This window comes from Anaeromonas frigoriresistens, assembly GCF_016820655.1.
In the GTDB taxonomy this organism is placed as follows: Bacteria; Bacillota; Clostridia; order Tissierellales; family SIT17; genus Anaeromonas; species Anaeromonas frigoriresistens.
This window is the reverse complement of record NZ_WSFT01000031.1, coordinates 1-20394: the sequence shown is the minus strand read 5'-3', so window position 1 is coordinate 20394 and position 20394 is coordinate 1. Positions and strand designations below refer to the sequence as shown.

Annotated in this window: 19 protein-coding genes; 18 read left to right on the top strand and 1 reads right to left on the bottom strand. The window is 32.3% G+C overall.

The genetic code is table 11. From position 1 onward, the window contains the following. Window positions 1–153 precede the first annotated feature (153 nt). The 8 genes from GOQ27_RS07530 (at window position 154) to GOQ27_RS07495 (ending at window position 7154) form a co-directional block, all read left to right on the top strand. Window positions 154–1227 carry a flagellar hook-basal body protein gene (locus tag GOQ27_RS07530; RefSeq protein WP_203366234.1) on the top strand — a complete coding sequence of 358 codons (1074 nt, stop codon included), beginning with the start codon at window positions 154–156 and terminating at the stop codon, window positions 1225–1227. Between the two features lie 111 nt (window positions 1228–1338). After that, entirely contained in the window at window positions 1339–2136 is a 798-nt protein-coding gene (flgG, locus tag GOQ27_RS07525; protein ID WP_203366233.1) for a flagellar basal-body rod protein FlgG, read from the top strand. Between the two features lie 43 nt (window positions 2137–2179). Then, on the top strand, window positions 2180–2521 hold the full coding sequence (locus GOQ27_RS07520; protein ID WP_203366232.1) for a rod-binding protein: 342 nt from the start codon (window positions 2180–2182) through the stop codon (window positions 2519–2521). A 122-nt stretch (window positions 2522–2643) separates the two neighbouring features. Then, window positions 2644–3576 carry an AEC family transporter gene (locus GOQ27_RS07515; RefSeq protein ID WP_203366231.1) on the top strand — a complete coding sequence of 311 codons (933 nt, stop codon included), beginning with the start codon at window positions 2644–2646 and terminating at the stop codon, window positions 3574–3576. Between the two features lie 302 nt (window positions 3577–3878). Continuing rightward, window positions 3879–4307, top strand: coding sequence for an N-acetyltransferase (locus tag GOQ27_RS07510; RefSeq protein ID WP_203366230.1), 429 nt, complete (start codon window positions 3879–3881; stop codon window positions 4305–4307). Between the two features lie 169 nt (window positions 4308–4476). After that, the gene (locus GOQ27_RS07505) at window positions 4477–4929 is read left to right on the top strand and encodes a hypothetical protein (RefSeq protein WP_203366229.1); all 453 of its coding nucleotides are present in this window, start codon (window positions 4477–4479) and stop codon (window positions 4927–4929) included. Between the two features lie 801 nt (window positions 4930–5730). Beyond that, on the top strand, window positions 5731–6201 hold the full coding sequence (locus GOQ27_RS07500; protein ID WP_203366228.1) for a hypothetical protein: 471 nt from the start codon (window positions 5731–5733) through the stop codon (window positions 6199–6201). A gap of 80 nt (window positions 6202–6281) precedes the next feature. Then, window positions 6282–7154 (top strand): M23 family metallopeptidase, encoded by an 873-nt coding sequence (locus GOQ27_RS07495; RefSeq protein ID WP_203366227.1) that lies wholly within the window; start codon window positions 6282–6284, stop codon window positions 7152–7154. Window positions 7155–7469: 315 nt separating this feature from the next. Here the strand turns inward: GOQ27_RS07495 and GOQ27_RS07490 are convergent, their stop codons facing one another. Next, window positions 7470–7802 (bottom strand): hypothetical protein, encoded by a 333-nt coding sequence (locus tag GOQ27_RS07490; RefSeq protein ID WP_203366226.1) that lies wholly within the window; start codon window positions 7800–7802, stop codon window positions 7470–7472. 224 nt (window positions 7803–8026) lie between these two features. Here GOQ27_RS07490 and nhaC point away from each other — a divergent pair, with 224 nt between their 5' ends. The 10 genes from nhaC to GOQ27_RS07440 form a co-directional block, all read left to right on the top strand. Next, on the top strand, window positions 8027–9475 hold the full coding sequence (gene nhaC / locus GOQ27_RS07485) for a Na+/H+ antiporter NhaC (protein ID WP_203366225.1): 1449 nt from the start codon (window positions 8027–8029) through the stop codon (window positions 9473–9475). 19 nt (window positions 9476–9494) lie between these two features. Continuing rightward, window positions 9495–10706, top strand: a complete 1212-nt coding sequence (locus GOQ27_RS07480) for a M20 family metallopeptidase (RefSeq protein WP_203366224.1) — start codon at window positions 9495–9497, stop codon at window positions 10704–10706. Between the two features lie 155 nt (window positions 10707–10861). After that, on the top strand, window positions 10862–12403 hold the full coding sequence (locus GOQ27_RS07475; RefSeq protein WP_203366223.1) for an amidohydrolase: 1542 nt from the start codon (window positions 10862–10864) through the stop codon (window positions 12401–12403). 12 nt (window positions 12404–12415) lie between these two features. Beyond that, complete coding sequence (locus GOQ27_RS07470; protein ID WP_203366222.1) at window positions 12416–13732, top strand: AfsR/SARP family transcriptional regulator; 1317 nt, start codon at window positions 12416–12418, stop codon at window positions 13730–13732. A gap of 393 nt (window positions 13733–14125) precedes the next feature. Next, window positions 14126–14845, top strand: a complete 720-nt coding sequence (locus GOQ27_RS07465) for a DUF969 domain-containing protein (protein ID WP_207751276.1) — start codon at window positions 14126–14128, stop codon at window positions 14843–14845. Continuing rightward, window positions 14846–15760, top strand: a complete 915-nt coding sequence (locus GOQ27_RS07460) for a DUF979 domain-containing protein (protein WP_203366221.1) — start codon at window positions 14846–14848, stop codon at window positions 15758–15760. A gap of 30 nt (window positions 15761–15790) precedes the next feature. Then, window positions 15791–16432, top strand: coding sequence for a pyroglutamyl-peptidase I (gene pcp / locus GOQ27_RS07455; protein WP_203366220.1), 642 nt, complete (start codon window positions 15791–15793; stop codon window positions 16430–16432). Window positions 16433–16447: 15 nt separating this feature from the next. Next, window positions 16448–16882 carry a gamma-glutamylcyclotransferase family protein gene (locus GOQ27_RS07450; RefSeq protein WP_203366219.1) on the top strand — a complete coding sequence of 145 codons (435 nt, stop codon included), beginning with the start codon at window positions 16448–16450 and terminating at the stop codon, window positions 16880–16882. A gap of 62 nt (window positions 16883–16944) precedes the next feature. Beyond that, entirely contained in the window at window positions 16945–17616 is a 672-nt protein-coding gene (locus GOQ27_RS07445) for a Crp/Fnr family transcriptional regulator (protein ID WP_203366218.1), read from the top strand. 321 nt (window positions 17617–17937) lie between these two features. Beyond that, the coding region (locus GOQ27_RS07440; protein ID WP_203366217.1) for an SH3 domain-containing protein at window positions 17938–20394 on the top strand (2457 nt) is incomplete at its 3' end.

Genomic DNA, 20394 nt, shown 5'->3' with positions numbered 1-20394 from the left:
TCGTTAAATGAGGGGACTCGATCCCCTTATTTTTATGAGTAGATAAATATAGTCCCATAGCCCCATAAATATTACATATAATAACTAAAGAATCTCACTAGAATGCCGATAATATAATAGAGTAGTGTCAATCGAGATACAAGGAGTGGTAAAATGTTTAGAGGTATGTATATATCCACAACATCATTAATAAATAATCAAAATAAAATGGACGCCATATCAAATAATTTAGCAAATGTTAATACTGCTGGATATAAAAAAGATGGGGTATTATCAGAGTCTTTCCCAGAAGTATTACTATCCAGAATAAATGATAAAAACATAGACTACAGTAACAAACCCTTTGAAGGAGTAGAGTTAGAACAGGATGGAGAAGTATACTCTTTAAAGACCGATGGAGCATATTTTAAAGTAGGTACTCCAGCAGGAGAGGGATATAGTAATGAACTTAAATTCATAATAGATGAAGAAGGATTCTTAAAAACCTATCATAGAGATCAAAAAGATAACATTGAATCCGATGGAGAAAATTATGTATTAGGTAGAAATGGTAGAATTCAAGTGCCTAATGGAAATCTTCAAATAGATGATGATGGGAACATAATAGCAGGAGGACAAACTATAGACAGCCTTATCACCATACCTAAACCCAATGTAATAGGAACCCTAGGATATGGAGTAAGGACTGATAGAGTATTTACAAACTTTACTCAAGGAAATATGATGGAGACAGGAAACAATCTAGACATCGCATTAAATGGAGATGGATTTTTCAAAGTACAGACTGACAATGGAACTAGATATACTAGAGATGGAAGCTTTAAAATAGATAATAATGGCACATTAGTTACAAATGAGGGATACCCTGTACTAGGTACAAATGGAGCCATAAATATAGGACAAAATCAATTTACAATAGATGAACAAGGAAATGTATTCTTAAATGGACAAAGGGCAAATAGTCTAGACATAGTTACAATTAACAATGAAGAATATTTAAGAAAAGAAGGTGGAAGTCTTTATACCTTGGCAGAAGGAACAACTGCTGAAGAGGGAGCTTTTACTGGGGAAGTATTATCAGGATATTTAGAAAGCTCAAACGTAGAATCAATAAAAGAAATGGTAGAAATGATATCTACAATGAGAAATTATGAATCAAACCAAAAAGTAGTACAAGCCTATGATGGAATATTAGAAAAGGCTGTTAATGAAATAGCAAGAACATAATATAAATAAGGCTCTTCAATACATTCAGAGTGACATAGCAAGTGTTGTCATCCTGAGTGAAACGAAGGATCTTAGACCCTAAAGATTTACCACTAGAAAGGACTGAATAAAATGATAAGATCTCTATGGACTGCAGCTACCGGTATGAAAGCTCAACAATTAAATATAGATACAATATCTAACAACCTTGCCAATGTAAATACCACTGGGTATAAGACTCAAAGAACAGAATTCAAGGACTTGATGTATACAGAATTAAAAAGATCAAATCTAGAAGATGATGAAGGAGCACCAGTAAATATTCAGGTAGGTCATGGTGTTATGACTTCCGCTATCTCAAGGGATATGACCCAAGGAAGTGTTCAAAGTACAGATAATCCATTAGATGTTGCTATAGATGGAGAAGGATACTTTGAAGTTGTATTACCTAATGGAGAAAGCAGATATACTAGAGATGGTAGTTTCAAACTAAGTGTAGACGGAAATACTTCTAGCTTAGTTACCTCTGAAGGATATTATATATTAGATAATAACAATAATAGGATAACAATGAATTCGGGATTAACTGATTTATCAATAGATACTATGGGGAATATTATAGCTAAAAATGCCAATGGAGAAAATGTTGATGTAGGTACATTGAAGCTAGTTAATTTTACTAATCCAAAGGGATTATTAAATGATGGTAGAAACCTCTATGAGGAATCAGTAGCATCAGGAAATGCAACAGTACTCAATAACTTCAACATGGATTCTGAAGTGTTACAACGCTATCTGGAGACATCAAATGTAAAGGTAGTAGATGAGATGGTAAAGATGATAACAGCTCAGAGAGCCTACGAAATAAGCTCTAAATCCATCCAGACCTCCGATGAAATGATGCAACAAGCAAATAATCTTAAGAGATAATAAATTGTCATACTGAGTTTGCCAAAGGATCTTATAACCTATAATGATAGGAGTTTTAAATATGAATATTTCAAATATAAATGGATATACCAATAACATAACAAAAGAGCAAAACAAATTAAAACAAACAGAAAAACAGGCAGAAAAAACAGAAGCCCAAGAAGACCTACTAGAAGCATGTCAAGAATTTGAAGCTATTTTTGCAAATATCATGCTAAAAGAAATGAGAAATACAGTGGATGACTCAGGTCTTACAGAGAAAAGTAGAGGAAGAGAAATGTTTCAAGAAATGCATGATGAATTGTTAACCACAGAAATAAGCAAAGGCAATAATGGCATAGGTGTTGCGAAAATGCTATACGACCAAATGAAAAATAGAATCTAAGAACTTTAAAATATAAAAATGTATAGTATAATAGAGAAGGTATATACCTTCTCTATTATTGTGCTTTTTATCCTGAGCCCGTTGAAGGATCTTGTAACTATAAACAGAAAGGAGCTATCAATATGGACTTATTATCTGTATTATCTCAAGTCTCAGTACTATTCATACTACTTATCATAGGAATAGTCTTAAGAAAAGTAAACATATTAAATGACACCCTAGGAAAGGGTCTATCAAACTTAATAATATATGCCACATTACCAGCCCTACTCATCACATCCATGAATTATGATTTTTCCCCTGAGATGCTAAATAACGGTCTATTAATATTAGCAATAGGGCCATTAGTGTATATATTCGTTGGATTAATCGCTTATTTATACGTGAAGATAAATAAAATAGAAAATCCTGAGAAAGGAATATATCTTTTTATCACCATATTCCCAAACGTAGGATTTATGGGATATCCAGTAGTTGAAGTGGTATTTGGTAAAATAGGAATATTCTATGCTGCCCTATTTAATCTTTGGTTTAATATACTTTTATGGACATTGGGGATTATATTAGTAAGTACAAAAGAAAAAACTAAGATTAATCTTAAAATGCTCCTTAATCCAGGAACAATATCTATAGCAATAGGTCTATCCCTATTTTTATTCTCAGTTAAATTGCCAGGACCAATATATGATTCATTGAATAGTTTAGGAGGAACAACCATACCTCTAGCAATGCTTGTCATAGGATCAATGCTAGGAGAATCCAGTGTCCATGGAGTACTTAAAAACAAATTACTTATAGGCTCAACTTTTGTAAGACTGATACTTATGCCTCTACCATTACTTATAGTTTTATCCCTATTACCCCTGCCAACCATAGTAGTAGGTACAGCAGCCATAGTAATGGCAATGCCCTCAGCAGCCAACGCAGCCATATTTGCAAGGCGATATGACTCAGAATACAAACTAGCCAGTGAAGGAGTATTCTTATCCACCCTATTAAGTATAATTACTATACCAGCATTTATATCAATACTTATAAAAGTATTAGAACTATAAAAAGAGACCAACCTGGTCTCCTTTACTTTTTTGTCATCCTGAGCCCGTCGAAGGATCTTTCTTTTAGTCTCTGTTATCGTTAATTGTTGATTTTCATATAAAAACTTTTTTGAGTTAAAATGTAATTTTCACTTCGAAACTATACATTATTTCATTTTAGAGCACAACAACAAATAGCAAATATGGTAAAATATAAATTAAAGGAATTTAATGGTTATATATAGAAGTTTAAATTTAGATACGTAGTTATAGAAAAATACGAAATAAGGATTAAAATATTTGACAAATAAGGAGTATATATAATGATAAAAGAATTAGACATATCTAAAATAGATAGTATAATGAAAATTTGGCTTGAAACAAATATTATTGCGCATGATTTTATTTCTGAAGATTATTGGAAGTCAAAGTATGATTTTGTAAAGAAAGTTTTGCCAGAGTCTACTGTTTTTGTTTATGAAGAAGATGGCGAAATAAGAGGATTCATAGGGATTATGGAAAAATCATATATTGCAGGATTATTTATTGATACTCAATACCAGGCTAATGGAATAGGGAGTAGCTTGATTAAAAAATGTAAGGAATATTATCCGATTTTAAAATTAGATGTTTATGCCAAAAATTTAAAAGCGGTAAAATTCTATAAGAAACATGGATTTAAAATAGAACGAGAAAGAGAAAATGATGAAACTAAGGAAACTGAGTATTCAATGATATGGGAGTTACAATAAAGTAGAACTTTATTGTAACTCCCCATTCTTTATAAACTGTGTAATAATAATTTCAAATTGAGTTTGACTTAAGTATCATTATGACAAGCTCAGTGTGTTTAATAGTTATGAGTTATCATATATGGGAAAATAAGCATAATAGGTTTATAAACTGAAAGGTGGAAGTGATATGAATAAAGAAAGGCTAAATAAACTTAGAAGAAAGCAATTGATCTATATTAATGTTTTATTACTCTTATTTATGATTATTTACTATACACTTTTATATTTTCCATTAGGAATGAGCATATTTTTTATACTACTAGGTATTACAAGCTTTGGACTGATTGTAATTGAATATATCAAAAAGTTTAAATATCCGATATTTAGCTATTTATTTCCATCACTAAAGCCTTTATATAAATACAATAAAGAGAAATCATATACAAAAAAGAATAGAAATAATATAATTTTATCTATCATATTAAGTATTCTATTGATTAATTTAGGGATAACATGGGACGTAGAACCTCCTATTACGATATTTCATTATAGTATGTTTGGATTTACAGTAGTATGGATATTTTTATTAGTTAATATAGGTATTATTTCTAATAACAATAAAATGGAAAAGAACAAATAAAAATATATTTTTTAATATTAAATTATTCATAACTGAATATTACAAAAGTACCATCATGACAAATTGAGAGTGTTTTTAAAATATTGTAGATCACTAGTACATCTTTATATTTTTATAGGAGGGCTATTATGAATTTTTTAAAGATTATGTCTATCATAACTATAATTTTAGGGTTTTATGGAATTATTAATTTATAGGAAGAAAGAGACCCCCTAATATTAAGAAAGATGTTAAAATAAATAATAAATATTATTATTTATTTAGTTATACTATGCTCATTATAATGGGAATTTTTCTTTGGAACATATCTCTAAATGAAGATCTTATATTAAATCCTATTTATTTTTACCTTACTATAATAAATTTTCCTATAATCCAACTTATAGGATCATTATTTATTGACCCTAAATATACATCCAAATAAAAATTTTTTTATGATAGAAAAACATATAATGAACTACGAAACTGGAAATTGCTTAGTAGTTTCAGTTTTATTTAATATTCATTATAACAAATTAAACCTACCGCAGCCTTCTTTTAAGATTCTTACTCTGTTGAGAATGACAGATACAGACTTTAGGATTCCCCACAATACCTGGAGAACCGTCATCCTGAGCCCGGCGAAGGATCTTTCTTTTAGTATATACTATACTTAAGTGCTGATTTTCATATAAAAACTCTTTTGTGTCTAAACGTAATTTTTACTTCAAAACCATACTTTATCCTACTTAAATATGTAAAAATATGGTACAATATTAATTATAACCTGTATATAAAATACCATTTATAAAGGGGGATTGTATGAAAAAAAGTTTTTTGGGTGTTATAGTAATACTATTAATTCTAGTTATAGTAATTATCATAAATAATTATCCAGAAAAGGGAAGGGTTGAAGAAGTTATTTATAGTAAATATGAATATAAGGATAAATTTATTCGTATGGAGATTTATGGAGAGGGCAGAACTAAAGAAGCAACAGACACTAATTCATTAGATAAACTAACCTCTTATTTAAAGGATATAGAAGTGAAGGAAAAGTATTTTAATACTGATTTAGAAGGAACGAGTGATACTTACTTTATTTATTTAACTAATGAAAGTGGTGAATGGTTAAGTATACATATAAATGGTAAATTAATGGATGTAATGTATGAAACTTCAACTATAAAGCATAATATGAAAAAATCTCATAAAAAATATTTTATTACAGATGAAGATTTTGATATTGAAAAAATAGAAGAAATATATACTTCAATAGAGAATAATAAATGAACTCATTTCAGTTTGTCACAATATTAGAAAAATGCGAAGTGAAGATTATTTATTTTTGATAAATATAGAAAGGGGTTATTATGTACTATTTATATCAGTTTTCTAAAACGGCAAAATATATAGGTGTAGTTAGTTTAGTAGCAACTTTTTTTAGCGATTTAATGATTTTCCAACTGCTTTGCTTGTTTGGACTATTTGCATTTGTAGAAATAGCTTTAAATTTCTCGGTTTTTAAATGTTCAGTTTTGCAAAGGATTGGTATATTTAAAGTAAATAAAAAGTTTGGAAATGAAGTTCCCTCTGTATTCAACTACAAAAGTGAAATTGAATATACATTACCTTTTGAAGGAAAGTGGGTAGTTGTAAATGGTTGTTATACGAAAGATTTTTCACATTCTTGGAATATTCCAACTCAACGATATGCTTATGATTTTATTATCTTAGATGAAGAAGGAAAATCTTATCGAAATGAATTTAATCAATGTGAAAGCTATTACTGTTATGACAAAAATATTTTAGCTCCAGCCGATGGTATAGTAGTTGAAATATCAAATGAAGCAAAGGACAGTTTGATATTTAAAAACGGGAAGTTTTTTTCAAAATCATCTCATATTGCTGGAAACTACATTGTTATAAAACACTCTGAAAAGGAATATAGTACCTTTGCTCACTTGAAAAAGGATAGCATAACTGTAAAGGTTGGAGATAGTATTTCAAGGGGAGATATTATTGCAAAGTGTGGAAATACAGGAAACTCAACAGAGCCACATTTGCATTTTCAACTGCAAACAGGTCAAAGTTTTTATAATAGTGCAGGCTTACCAATAAAGTTCAATAATATTAAACTTACTATCGCTCCCAATTATGAAAGATTTGATAATAGACTATCTATTCCAAGGGAGCAAATTTTAGAAGGGTACATTTCTCGTGGATACAATGTTTCAGCTGGTTAGAGATATACGAAAAATGAGTGGTATCTTATGAGGCTTATGTCGTATTATTTATAAACTACGAACTAAAATAACCCCCTGAGTTTGTCACAATAATAATTATGACAAACTGACAAAAATCAACATAACCATTGATATTACTAGGATATATTGCATTTTGCATTCTATCCTTTTTTATTTTTTCTCCTTGAGTTTGTCATAATTAAAATGCTGGCTATATTATGATAAATCAGACCATACTTAAATCATATCAAAAACTAAAACTAGCACAGCCTTCTTTTAAGGTTCTTCACTCCCTTTAGAATCACAGATATAAAATTAAACCTTTATTTCAATACTTTTGATATCATCTATTCTAATAATCTTTATCTTTGTATTTTCATGCTTATCTTTAAAGGTGATCTTAACCCATTCGTCATCTACATCTGTAATAGTACCTTCATTTAGTGCTTTGCTTCCTAGTGAATGATGAGGATCGGTAGTGATAATACATAATTTATCTTTTAAATCATTTAATACTTTAGACATGGTATTTTCTCCTTTCAACTTTTTATTTAATAACTTCACATTCTTTTCAAGCTTTTTAACCTTAGAAGGATAGTCACTAAACATTATTAGTCCCATAAATGCCATAAAACCAAAAAACTCCATAAAAACCTCCTAATAAAAATGATATATTTATTCTATTCTATAATGAACATATATTTTCCTTCTAAAAAATTTAATATAATCAACAAGGATAAACAAACTCAATAGTTTACCCTTATACTAAAAAAATATTCAGAAAAATCATAATTAAACGAAAAATAAAACGATCCATCCCACAAGTCTATGATAATATTTAATTAAATAAAAAAGGGGAGTGTGATTTTGTTATGGCTAAGCTTAAAGACACTGGAGAAAAAAGACCTAGTTTTATAGCGGCATTATCAATTATTATATTTTTAATCATTGCCATGGTGGTACAGATATTTGTACTAAAGGCAGACTATGTAACTCACATTACGTTACTTATAGCATCTACTTTTGCAGCAGTATTACTTATTTTATCAGGATTTAGTTGGGATGATATACAAGAAGGAATACTATATGGTTGTAAGATAGCTATGTTACCTATGCTGATTCTGATGTTAGTGGGGGTACTTATAGCAACATGGATACCAGCAGGGACAATTCCTACATTAATATATTATGGACTTAAGATTATATCACCTAAGGTATTTTTATTAACGGTTGCTTTTGTATGTTCCATATCATCAATAGCAACAGGAAGTTCATATACTACAGGAGCTACATTTGGTGTGGCTTTTATGGGGGTAGGATTTGGTCTTGGTATACCACCGGCTCTTACAGCAGGAGCAGTTATATCTGGAGCAATATTTGGAGATAAAATGTCTCCATTATCTGACTCAACAAACCTTGCAGCAGGAGTTGCAGAAGCAAATCTTTTTGAGCATATAAGAAGTATGGTATACACTACAGGACCAGCATTTATAATATCATTGGTACTTTATGCAGTGATTGGTCTAAGATTTAGTGGAGATGCATTAGATAGTACTCAGATAGATTCAATACTAGCAGGATTAGACGCTAACTACATGATAAATCCAGTTACTTTATTACCAGCAGTATTAGTAGTTATATTAGCAGTTAAGAAGGTCTCAGGCCTTGCAGTAATGGTTATAGCATCCTTAGTAGGAGCAGCCTTTGCGATAATATTCCAAGGATTTGGAGTAGGAGAATTACTTGAATTCATGAACTACGGTTTCGTATCAGAGACAGGAGTAGAAGCTGTAGATGCTCTACTTAGTCGTGGTGGATTACAAAGTATGATGTGGACAATATCCCTAGGATTTATAGGACTTAGCTATGGTGGAATATTAGAGAAGACAAGAGTATTAGAAGTAATATTAGAAAAAATAGCAGTATTAGTAAGCAGTGCAAAAGGACTTATCACTACTCACGTATTATCTAGTATTGCGGTAAACCTTTTCTCAGCTAGTCAGTATATGGCTATAATAATACCAGGCCGTATGCTAGTACCAGCATATAAAAAGCTTAGAATATTACCTCAAGTATGTTCAAGAACATCAGAAGACTCAGCAACAGTAACATCACCATTAGTTCCATGGGGATTATGTGGAGTATACTTTGCAGGAACCCTAGGAGTACCTACAATAGAATACTTACCTTACGTATTTTTAGCTTATTTAACACCACTTATTGCAATACTATACGCATTCACAGGTAAATTCATATTTAAAGAAGGAGATATAGAATCTATCTCTAGCTATAATACACCAGAAGAAAAAGAATTAGCATAATATTAGGAGGGCTTAAGAAATGGACAGCGATCTTAGGGAATTCATAAATGAAGATAAGGTTATAGAATTACTATCACAACTTATAGAGATAGAAAGTCCTTATTTTAAAGAAGATAAAGTGATGAAGTTTGCCCATGATTGGCTTAAAAGTGAAGAGCTTCCAGCGGAACTTCATCACTATCACGAAGATAAAATAACAGACTATCACGGAATCAATGTGGTAGGAAGGTTAAAAGGTAAAAGTAAAGGACCAGTAGTATTATTAAATGGTCATTTAGACACAGTCCAGATATGTGAAGGCTGGACAAAGGACCCATTAAAGGCAACCATAGAAGGAAACAAACTCTATGGACTTGGATCCTTGGATATGAAATCAGGAGTAACTGCTATAATGTTAGCAGTTAAGGCCTTCAAAGAAACAGTGAAAGAATTTAATGGAGATATACTATATACCTTAGTCTCTGATGAAGAAGGTCCCTATGGTTTAGGAACTGATGCATTAATAGAAGATGGATATACTAAGGATGTGGATGTAGCCCTAGTACCAGAACCTAGTAGTGGATTCACTGGAATAGACTTTCCTTGTCTATGCCTAGGAGCAAGAGGAGGTATTAACTATACCCTAAAGTTTTCCGGGAAGGCCTCCCATGCAGCAGATCCAGACCTAGGGATAAATGCTATAGTGGATGCATCAAAGGTAATATTAGAGCTAAAGAATGCTAAGGGACTAGAGGATGAAAAGCTAGGAAAAGGAGCCTTAGCCATTATAGCAAGTGAAGGGGGAGGAGCAGCAGCTAGTGTTGCAGATAAAGCCCAATTCACCGTATTTAGACATACAGTTATAGGAGAAGATAAAGAGTATCTATTAAAAGAAATAAAGGATGCCATAGATAGGGCTGATATAAAGAGTAAAGTAGATATTCAATTTAGAGAAGCACCAAACGAAGGAGCAGAAGCCTTCTTACCCTATATAGTACCAGAAGACAATATCTATACAAATTTAATGCAAGAGAGTATAGAAAAAGTAAGTAACAAAAAGGGTACAATCAATTACTTCAATAGTATGGGAGACTTCAACTATTTAGGCACAAGAGTAGGAGTACCTACCTTTGTATTTGGTCCAAACGGAGAGAACTATCATAGCTATGATGAGTATGTATTGATTGATAGTGTAGTAAAGACAGCAGAAGTTATATATGACTTCTTAATAAGAACTTTAAAAGCAAAATAAACTATAAATCCCTTCATTATATGAAGGGATTTATAGTTTATAAAAGCCCCTAACCCCGTCATCCTAAACTTGCTGAAGGATCTTAGACTCTTTCATAAGCTTGAGAGCATAAAATATGATAAAATAGATATAGATAAAAGGAAAGGAGATTCCCAATGAAAGATATAGACTTAGTATTATACAACGGAGACATAATAACAATAGACAAACATAACAATATTGAAAATTGGGTAGCAATCAAGCAAGGAAGGATTTTCGATTTAGGAAAGGGAGATAGATACAAAGACTATCTAACTGAAGATGTAGATGCAATAGATCTTAAAGGAAAAACCCTTCTGCCAGGATTTTATGATAGTCATGTACATCTGGTACAGACAGGACTTAATCTTCTTTCAGTGGACTTAAGCAAAGTAAAAAGCATCTCAGAGATGCAAAATATAATATCAGAAAAAGCAAAAAATACTCCGCCGGGAGAATTAATAAGAGGGGTAGGGTATGATGATACAAGGGTAAAAGAAGGAAGGATGCCCACTAGATATGAACTAGATGCCTGTACATCAAATCACCCAGTATGGATAAACAGGGTAGAGTATCATATAAGTTCAGTTAACTCTATGGCCCTTAATAGACTGAATATCCCCTTTGACTTAGATGGAATCATAAGGGATGAGAGGAATCTTCCCGATGGAAGATTAATAGATAAAGCTAGTTCATATATAAGAGGACAAATACTTAATAGTATCCCAGATAAAATTAGAAAAGAGGGAGTATATAAAGCTATAGATCAAGCCATAAAAAAGGGAGTCACATCCCTAGGGGCATTAGAAGGGGGATTTGTCTTTCATAATAGAGATGCAGAATTCATAATAGACAATAAAAAATCCTTCCCAATAGATGTGAACCTTTTCTATCAAACTATAGACGTGGAAAAAGTAAAGGCTAAAGGTCTTGATCGTATAGGAGGATGTATATTCTTAGATGGTTCCTTTGGATCACGAAATGCAGCTCTCTTTGAAGAATACTCTGATGATAAAGGCAATAAGGGACAGTTATTCTTTAGCCAAGAAGAATTAAACCACTTTATATTAAATGCCCATAAAAACAATCTACAAATAACAGTCCATGCAATAGGGGATAGAGCTATAGATCAGATACTATCTGCCTATGAATATGCACTAGATAATTATCCAAGAGAAAATCATCGTCATAGAATAGAGCACTTTGAGATACCATCTGATGAGGACATAAAAAGAGCAGTAAAATTAAACATAGTACTATCAATGCAGCCTGCCTATGAATACTACTGGGGAGAAAAAGGAGATCTCTATGATAGACGATTAGGAATAGAGAGAAGAAAAAAGACCAATCCATTAAAGAAAATATTAGATAGTGGATTAACCATAGCTGGAGGCTCTGACAGTGATGTTACCTCCATATACCCTATATTGGGAATCCATACCGCAGTAAATCATCCTAATACCGAATACGCCATAAGTCCATTAGAAGGTATAAAGCTATTTACCATAAATGGAGCCTATGCAGTATTTGAAGATGATATCAAAGGATCAATAGAAAAGGGCAAATATGGAGACCTTGTAATACTAGATAAAAATCCTTTAGAAGTGGATAAAGAAAGAATAAAAGATATAAAAGTCATTGGAACGATTAAAGAAGGAAATATACTTTATTTGGATTAAGGGTGGTAGACCATGGCTAAATTAGAGATATACTTATTAGGAAGAGTAGAAGTACTATGGGAAGGACAATCTATAATAGATCAATTAAGTCATAAATCAATCGGTATACTAAGCTATATGGCAATAAAAAAGGATAAGTCCTTTAGTAGAAATAAAATAGCAAATATATTCTGGGATTCTAGTGACTCTAATTCCAGTAGATATAATTTAAGATATAATATCTGGTCCCTAAGAAAAATATTTAAAAACAATGATGAAGAAGTAGATCTTTTCATAGCAGACAAAGAAAGTATAAGGTTTAATGATGAATTTAATATATATGTAGATGCAGAGAATTTTCACCATAAAATAAAGAACTCCAAGGAAAATACTATAAAAGATTTGGAATATCTAAAAGGGCTATATAAAGGAGAATTTTTAGAAGGCTTTTATATCAAGGATTCATCAGAGTTTAATGACTGGGTATTCTATGAAAGGGAAAAATTTCAAAGAAACTATATAAAAATTCTATCAAAGCTAGTAGATCACTATAAATCAATAGAAGAATATCAAAAGGCAATAGATATATTAGAAAATATGATAAACATTAATCCTCTTAAAGAGGAACTATATCTACAATTAATAAAAATATATATAAAACTAGGAGATAGAGACTTAGCCCTTCATCACTATAAAAGATGTTGTACTGTCCTAAGGGAAGAACTAAACATAGGTCCCATGGAAGAGACAAAGAAAATATTTAACCAAATACAAAAGGGTGAGATACCCCAGGAGAAAAAAGAAAAAGAGATAAAAATAGAGATTAAAGTAAAGAAGAAAAAGACGAATCTAAATCTACACTACACAGATGAAAATACCTTAGAACAGGTACTAGAAAGGATAAATCCAGATAGGGACAAAAAAATAATATACACCTATACCTATCCCCTAGGGAATATAGAATATTACTGGATATCAGAAGTGGTAGATAGGATAATAGAAGACTACCCAAGAAATATCCTAAAAAGATTACCAAAATACTATTGGCAGGACCTCTCCTTGATAAACTCAGCAACAGAAAAGTACCTAGAGGACATATTAAGTTCTCAGGAAATGATGGACAATAAAATATTCAAAGCTCTAGAGGATCTTCTAAGTGAAATATCAAAGGATGAACCATTAGTCATAATCCTAGATTATGTAGATGCTATAGACAAGAAATCCCTGGAATTCATAAAATATATCCTATACAGGGAAAGATTTAAAAATATGACTCTAGTGCTAATAGGAAAAGATGATGAACATGAGAATATAGAGGAGATAAAGAAGTATTTTAAGGTAGAGGGATAGATAGTGGGATAGGGCGACGTTCTCCTGTCCCATTAATGGCAAAATTCGATAAATTCATAATGAGTAATTTAAGGTGGAGGTATATCAATTTTACATTTATACTAAACTAATACATAATTTTAGTATAAATGTAAAATTCGATGCATAAACGCATCAGGTTTATTTGATCCCCCACCAATCCCTGTGGATTCTCAAATCCACAGGCTTGAAGATCTGAGAAACTGCAAGGATAATAACCCCAAACCCAAAAGACCTCCCAAGGGTCTTTTTTTCATACCTTAAAACCTAAATATTCAAATAATTTTAAAAATGTATCACGGTATACAGAAATTATTACGAATTTGAAATAAAATAATATTAACAAGAAAATAACAATAAAAGGGGGCAATTATATTGATTAAATTAATAGGTATTTTAATAATCTTGATTGGGTTTATCTTGAAACTAGATACCATAGCCGTGGTATTAGTAGCAGGAATAGTCACAGGATTAGTAGGAGGATTAGCATTTCCAGAAATATTATCTACATTAGGAGAAGCATTTATAAACACTAGATACATGACAATATTCCTATTAACACTACCAGTTATAGGTATATTAGAAAGAAACGGATTACGAGAGAGGGCAGCATATCTTATCAAGAAGCTAAACTCCATGACAGCAGGAAGGGTACTTGTCATCTATGTATTCATAAGAGAGGTAGCAGCAGCTTTATCATTACGTCTAGGAGGACATGTTCAGTTCATTAGACCTCTTATACTACCAATGGCTCAAGGGGCAGCAGAGAGTAAATATGGAGAAGTTAATGATGAACAATTAGAGCAACTAAAAGGATATTCAGCATCAGCAGAGAACTATGGTAACTTCTATGGACAGAACGTATTTATTGCATCAGGAGGAGTACTTTTAGTAGTAGGTACATTAGATGAGTTAGGAATAGCAGTAACACCCCTAGCAGTATCTAAAGCAGCTATTCCGGTAGCTATAGCAGCCTTTTTAGTGGCAACAATACAATACTATCTATTAGACAAGAAACTAGATAGATTAAAAAACGTTAAACAATTAAACGAAAATACAACAATAAACGTAACAAAAAGAAATGAGGTGGAATAGATGATAGATATATTATTAGAAGGAATCTATATATTAGCAGGATTAGTAGCCCTTATGACAGCTATAACAGCATTGAAAGATGATAAACATCCTAAGAGATTTGGGACAACAACATTTTGGGGATTATTAGGATTTATATTTATAGTAGGTAAATACTTACCACCGGTACTAGTAGGTTCAATACTATTATTCATGGGAGTACTTACAGCAACAAAACAAGTTACATTTGGATCATTACAAAATTCCACTGATGAATTTAGAGAAAAGAAAGCAATGGAAGTAGGAAGCAAAATATTCATACCAGCTCTATCAATAGCAGTAGTAGCCTTTGGTACAGCTCAGTTTACAGATCTAGGTGGATTAGTAGGATTAGGATTTGGAGCAATCATAGCTACAATACTAGCCCTAACTACTACAAAGACAAATCCTAAGTATGTAAGTCATGATGGAAGTAGACTATTACAACAGGTAGGATCAGCCAGTATATTACCTCAGCTATTAGCAGCATTAGGAGCCCTATTTAATGCAGCGGGAGTAGGAGAAGTTATCTCTGGAGGAATATCAGGAATAATTCCAGAAGGAAATATCCTAGCAGGAGTAATAGCCTACTGTATAGGTATGGCACTATTTACAATGATAATGGGAAATGCCTTCGCAGCCTTTGCAGTTATAACAGCTGGGATAGGACTACCTTTCGTATTTGCTCAAGGAGCAGACCCAGCTATAGCAGGGATAATAGCCTTGACAGCAGGATATTGTGGTACTCTTATGACACCAATGGCAGCTAACTTCAACGTAGTACCAGCAGCCATATTAGAGACTAAGAATAAAAATAGAGTTATATTATCACAAATCCCAGTGGCTGGAACCCTATTGGTTATTCACATAGTATTGATGTACACATTAGCATTTTAGCCTAAGTAACAAAAGAGAAAGGATGATATGATGAAAGTATTAATCACAGGATTCAATCCCTTTGGAGGAGAAAAGATAAATCCTGCTTGGAAAGCAGTAAAGAATATGAAAAATGAAATAGCAGGAGCAGAGATAGTAAAGGTGCAAGTACCTACAGTATTTGGAGATTCAATAGAAAAACTATCTCAAGCAATAGAGATGGAGAAGCCAGATATAACCCTATGTATCGGACAGGCAGGAGGAAGATTTGAGATATCAGTAGAGAGAGTAGCTATAAACATAGATGATGCTCGTATTCCTGATAATAAAGGGAATCAACCAATAGATACTGCAGTATTTGAAGATGGAAAAGAAGCATACTTTGCTAAACTACCAATAAAAGCAATGGTTAAAGAAGCAAGGGAAAAAAACATTCCTGCAGCAGTATCAAATACAGCTGGAACCTTTGTATGTAACCATATCATGTATGGACTTCTATATATCATAGATAAGAACTATCCAGATATGAAAGGTGGATTCGTCCATGTACCTTTCATTCCAGAGCAAGTAATGGATAAGAAAAATACTCCAAGCATGAGCTTAGACGATATAACAAAAGGATTAGAATATCTAGTAAAAGCAGCAGTAGAAAATGAAGAAGATATCAAAGTAACTGGCGGAAAGATTTGTTAATAGAAGGGTGATCTAATGGCAGAAAAGATATTTGTCTATGGAAGTCTTATGAAGGACTTCTTTAACTACAATAATTATTTAAAAGGAAAAGTAAAATCCACTACTCTAGCAAAAACAAAAGGAAAACTCTATCATTTAGCAAATAGAGGATATCCTGCAATGGTAGAAGGAGAAGAGGATATTTACGGAGAATTAATAGAAATAGAGGATTTTGATATTAACCTAAGATCCCTAGATGGATTAGAAAATTATATCGATGAAAAATCTAACTTAAATGAATATAACAGGGTAATAAAGGAAGTAGAAATATTAGAGACTGGGGAGAAAGTCAAAGCCTATGTCTATCAATTCAATCTAAAGAATATAAATAATAGGAAAGCCAATACTATCTATATCTCCTCAGGAAACTGGAGAGAATATATGGAATCACAAGAAAAAAAGGCTATATGAAAGGGATGCTAAAATAGCATCTCTTTTTCCCAATTATATATAATTTGAAAAGGAGAAAAATCATGGATAAAGAACTGTTTGATAAGCAAAAACAACAGAAAATGAGAGAGTTTTTTCTTAGAGAATTAAAGGATATAGGAGTAATAAAATATTATGAAAAAAACAATCTAATCACATCCCCTACCTCAGACTATATAGCAGTAGTAGTAGATGGTAAAATAAAACAGACCTTAATAAGTGCCAAAGGAATATCAAAATCACTATACATACTACAACCAGGAGAGATAATAGGAGAGTTAGACTACTTTGGTGGGGGAGATATACACGGATCCTCCATAGCTATGACAAATACCTGTATATCTGTAATTAATAAACAAAATCTAGAAAAAGCCCTTAAAAATAATCCTGATATATATAGATATCTTCTATACAGTTCCTCTAGAAAATTTAGGATCGTAATGCTACAGATGGAGAGTATGGCCTTTAATGACTCCCTAGGAGCCCTAGCCAAACAAATCCTCCGCCTATCCTCCCAAGAAGGAGTAAAAAGGGATAAGGATGAGATAATAGATATGCCCCTAACCCATCAAGAACTAGCAGAACTAATGGGCTGTTCAAGAGTCACAGTAACAAGGGGAATAAACACATTTAAGAATAAAGGGATAATAGATATAGAAAATAAGATGATAGTCATAAAGGATAAAGATAGACTAGTAGACTATGTATTAGGTTAAGGTAGCCCCAGTCATCCTGAGGCTTCCGTATTGTCATCCTGAGCCTGCCGAAGGATCTTATCTTTTAAGCTTTTTCACTCCATTCAGAATGACAACACTACTAAAATAGGAGGTCAAATTTGTCCTCCTATTTCTAATATATAAACTTATTTGAAATTAACAAAAAATACACCGAAAAACATCATACCCCTACCGAAATAATATAGTTGTAATTCAGTTTAATCAGACTATTACTCATTTATATAAAAAATAAATAGTAAAATAAAAATTGATGCATTATATAGAATAATGTAGAAGAAATTAAATTAAGGGGGAGATAAGTTGAAAGGCAAAGTATTAGTATTGACATCTAGTATTTTAGTTGTATTTGCAGCTTCTAATACGGATGTAAAAGTATCAGATGAAAACAACAATAAAATAGCAGGCCTGCTATCACCATCAGCAGTTCACGCTAACCAGTATACTAGTCTAACAGATGTAAAGGTAAGTACAAGTATATTAAACGTAAGAGAAAGACCGATAACTAGCAGTAGTAAAATATCCCAAGTATTAAGTGGACAAGTCTTTACTGTCTTAGATGAGTCTAATGGGTGGTATAAGATAAAGACATCCACAGTAACAGGATGGATTCATGGAGGCTATGTAGTAGTAGTTAATGAATCTATATCTCAAAGCTTCCCAACAGTGGAAGTAACAGCAGACATACTAAATGTCCGTCTAGAACCAACCACAAGTAGCTATAGAATATCTCAAGTATTGAAGGGGCAAAAATTTACACCAATAGCTCAATCAGGTAGTTGGTATAAAATAAAGACATCTACAGTAACAGGATGGATCCATGGGGACTATGTAAAGACTGTAGCACCAGCACCAACATATTCAAAAATGGAAGTAATAGCAGATAGATTAAATGTAAGAAGTGGAACATCTACAAGCTACAGTATCATAGACCAAGTGCTAAGGGGTCAAACCTATACTCCAATAGCTCAGTCAGGTAATTGGTACAAGATAAAAACATCAAAAGTGACAGGATGGGTACATGGAGACTATCTAAAGGTAGTTGAAGAAGCAAAACCAGAGCCTCAGCCTGAAGTGATAAATAAACAAATTGAAGTAACAACTGGGATATTGAATGTAAGGGTAGAGCCTACAATAGAAAGTATGAGGATCTTCCAGGTATACCAAGGTCAACAATATACAGCAATAGCTCAGTCCAATGGATGGTACAAGATAAGCACATCTAAGGTAACTGGGTGGGTACACGGAGATTATGTAAAAGAAATAGAGCAAGTAATCGAAGAACCTGCAGAAGTTCTAGAAGGTATAAATCTAGAAATAGATAAAGAAAATTCTACGTACACAAACGTTCCAGTAACAATATCTGCAACTCCTATAGGTACAGAAAATGTAGAATATAGATATATGGTTAAATATAACGACGGACAATGGGAACTACTAAAGGAATATAGTGGATATAAAAGCTATACATACACTCCAAATAAAAGAGGAACATATACTTTTAAAGTAGAGGTAAGAACTATAGATAATCCGGAAGAAGTAGTCTCCAATCAAATAACATATAATATATTAGGAAATCTCCTATATCAAAACACAAACTATAGTAGAACATTCCAAGATATGTTACTTACACAATTAAATAATAATCCTCAGACAGATAGCTACGATAGAAGCTGGAGAACAGCTCAAGTTAATGATGTAGATACTTACTTAAATCCTGAGAATTTCCTACAGACTTCAACTAGTTCTTATTCATATGATATTGTAGGTCAGTTAAAAGTAACAGCAAATATATTAAATGTAAGAGAAACTACAACTACTAATAGTAATGTAGTAGACCAAGTATTAGTGGGACAAATATATACAATATTAGATGAAGCGCAAGGCTGGTATAAGATACAAACAGCCAATGGAACCGGTTGGGTACATGGTGGATATGTTACAACAAGGTACCAAGCTGCACAACCAACTTTCACTAAAATGGAAGTAACAGCAGATTCATTAAATGTAAGAGAAGGAACATCCACAAGCTACAGTATAGTAGATAAGGTACTAAAAGGAGAAGTATATACCCCAATAGAAGAATCTAATGGATGGTATAAAATTCAAACATCCAATACAACAGGATGGGTACATGGTGGATATCTTAGAGTAGTAGATACAGATACAATCACAAAAGGAGAAGTCCAAAACCTATCTTCCATAGAAATAAATACTGAAATATTAAATGTAAGAAGTACTCCAAGTACTACTGGAAATATACTTACCCAAGTAAAAAGTGATGAAATATATATCGTACTAGATCAACAAAATGGATGGTACAAGATAAAGACAAATGGAGTGATAGGTTGGGTCCATGGAGACTATACTCAAGATTCAAATCAAGCTCCTCAGGAAATGTATCAATTTCTAGTATTATCAGGAAACAGCGGACTATCAGCAGATCAATTAGATAATATCTTAGTTGGTAAAGGTATATTTGAAGGGCAAGGACAAGCATTTGTTCAGGCAAGCAAGCAATACAATGTCAATGAAATTTATCTAATATCCCATGCCCTACTAGAGACAGGACAAGGCTGGTCCTCTTTAGCAACAGGAGAGATATCAATAGAAGGTCAAAGGGTATATAATATGTATGGAATAGGAGCATTTGATGATAATCCAATAGAATCTGGATCCCAATATGCATATAATGCTGGATGGTTTACACCAGAAGAGGCAATCATAGGTGGAGCTAAATTCATATCAGAAAAATACGTG

Excerpts from the sequence above, each read along its gene's own strand:
- GOQ27_RS07530 (WP_203366234.1), top strand. The coding sequence starts at position 154 with ATGTTTAGAGGTATGTATATATCCACAACATCATTAATAAATAATCAA.
- flgG (WP_203366233.1), top strand. The coding sequence starts at position 1,339 with ATGATAAGATCTCTATGGACTGCAGCTACCGGTATGAAAGCTCAACAA.
- GOQ27_RS07520 (WP_203366232.1), top strand. The coding sequence starts at position 2,180 with ATGATAGGAGTTTTAAATATGAATATTTCAAATATAAATGGATATACC.
- GOQ27_RS07515 (WP_203366231.1), top strand. The coding sequence starts at position 2,644 with ATGGACTTATTATCTGTATTATCTCAAGTCTCAGTACTATTCATACTA.
- GOQ27_RS07510 (WP_203366230.1), top strand. The coding sequence starts at position 3,879 with ATGATAAAAGAATTAGACATATCTAAAATAGATAGTATAATGAAAATT.
- GOQ27_RS07505 (WP_203366229.1), top strand. The coding sequence starts at position 4,477 with ATGAATAAAGAAAGGCTAAATAAACTTAGAAGAAAGCAATTGATCTAT.
- GOQ27_RS07500 (WP_203366228.1), top strand. The coding sequence starts at position 5,731 with ATGAAAAAAAGTTTTTTGGGTGTTATAGTAATACTATTAATTCTAGTT.
- GOQ27_RS07495 (WP_203366227.1), top strand. The coding sequence starts at position 6,282 with ATGTACTATTTATATCAGTTTTCTAAAACGGCAAAATATATAGGTGTA.
- GOQ27_RS07490 (WP_203366226.1), bottom strand. The coding sequence starts at position 7,802 with ATGGAGTTTTTTGGTTTTATGGCATTTATGGGACTAATAATGTTTAGT.
- nhaC (WP_203366225.1), top strand. The coding sequence starts at position 8,027 with ATGGCTAAGCTTAAAGACACTGGAGAAAAAAGACCTAGTTTTATAGCG.
- GOQ27_RS07480 (WP_203366224.1), top strand. The coding sequence starts at position 9,495 with ATGGACAGCGATCTTAGGGAATTCATAAATGAAGATAAGGTTATAGAA.
- GOQ27_RS07475 (WP_203366223.1), top strand. The coding sequence starts at position 10,862 with ATGAAAGATATAGACTTAGTATTATACAACGGAGACATAATAACAATA.
- GOQ27_RS07470 (WP_203366222.1), top strand. The coding sequence starts at position 12,416 with ATGGCTAAATTAGAGATATACTTATTAGGAAGAGTAGAAGTACTATGG.
- GOQ27_RS07460 (WP_203366221.1), top strand. The coding sequence starts at position 14,846 with ATGATAGATATATTATTAGAAGGAATCTATATATTAGCAGGATTAGTA.
- pcp (WP_203366220.1), top strand. The coding sequence starts at position 15,791 with ATGAAAGTATTAATCACAGGATTCAATCCCTTTGGAGGAGAAAAGATA.
- GOQ27_RS07450 (WP_203366219.1), top strand. The coding sequence starts at position 16,448 with ATGGCAGAAAAGATATTTGTCTATGGAAGTCTTATGAAGGACTTCTTT.
- GOQ27_RS07445 (WP_203366218.1), top strand. The coding sequence starts at position 16,945 with ATGGATAAAGAACTGTTTGATAAGCAAAAACAACAGAAAATGAGAGAG.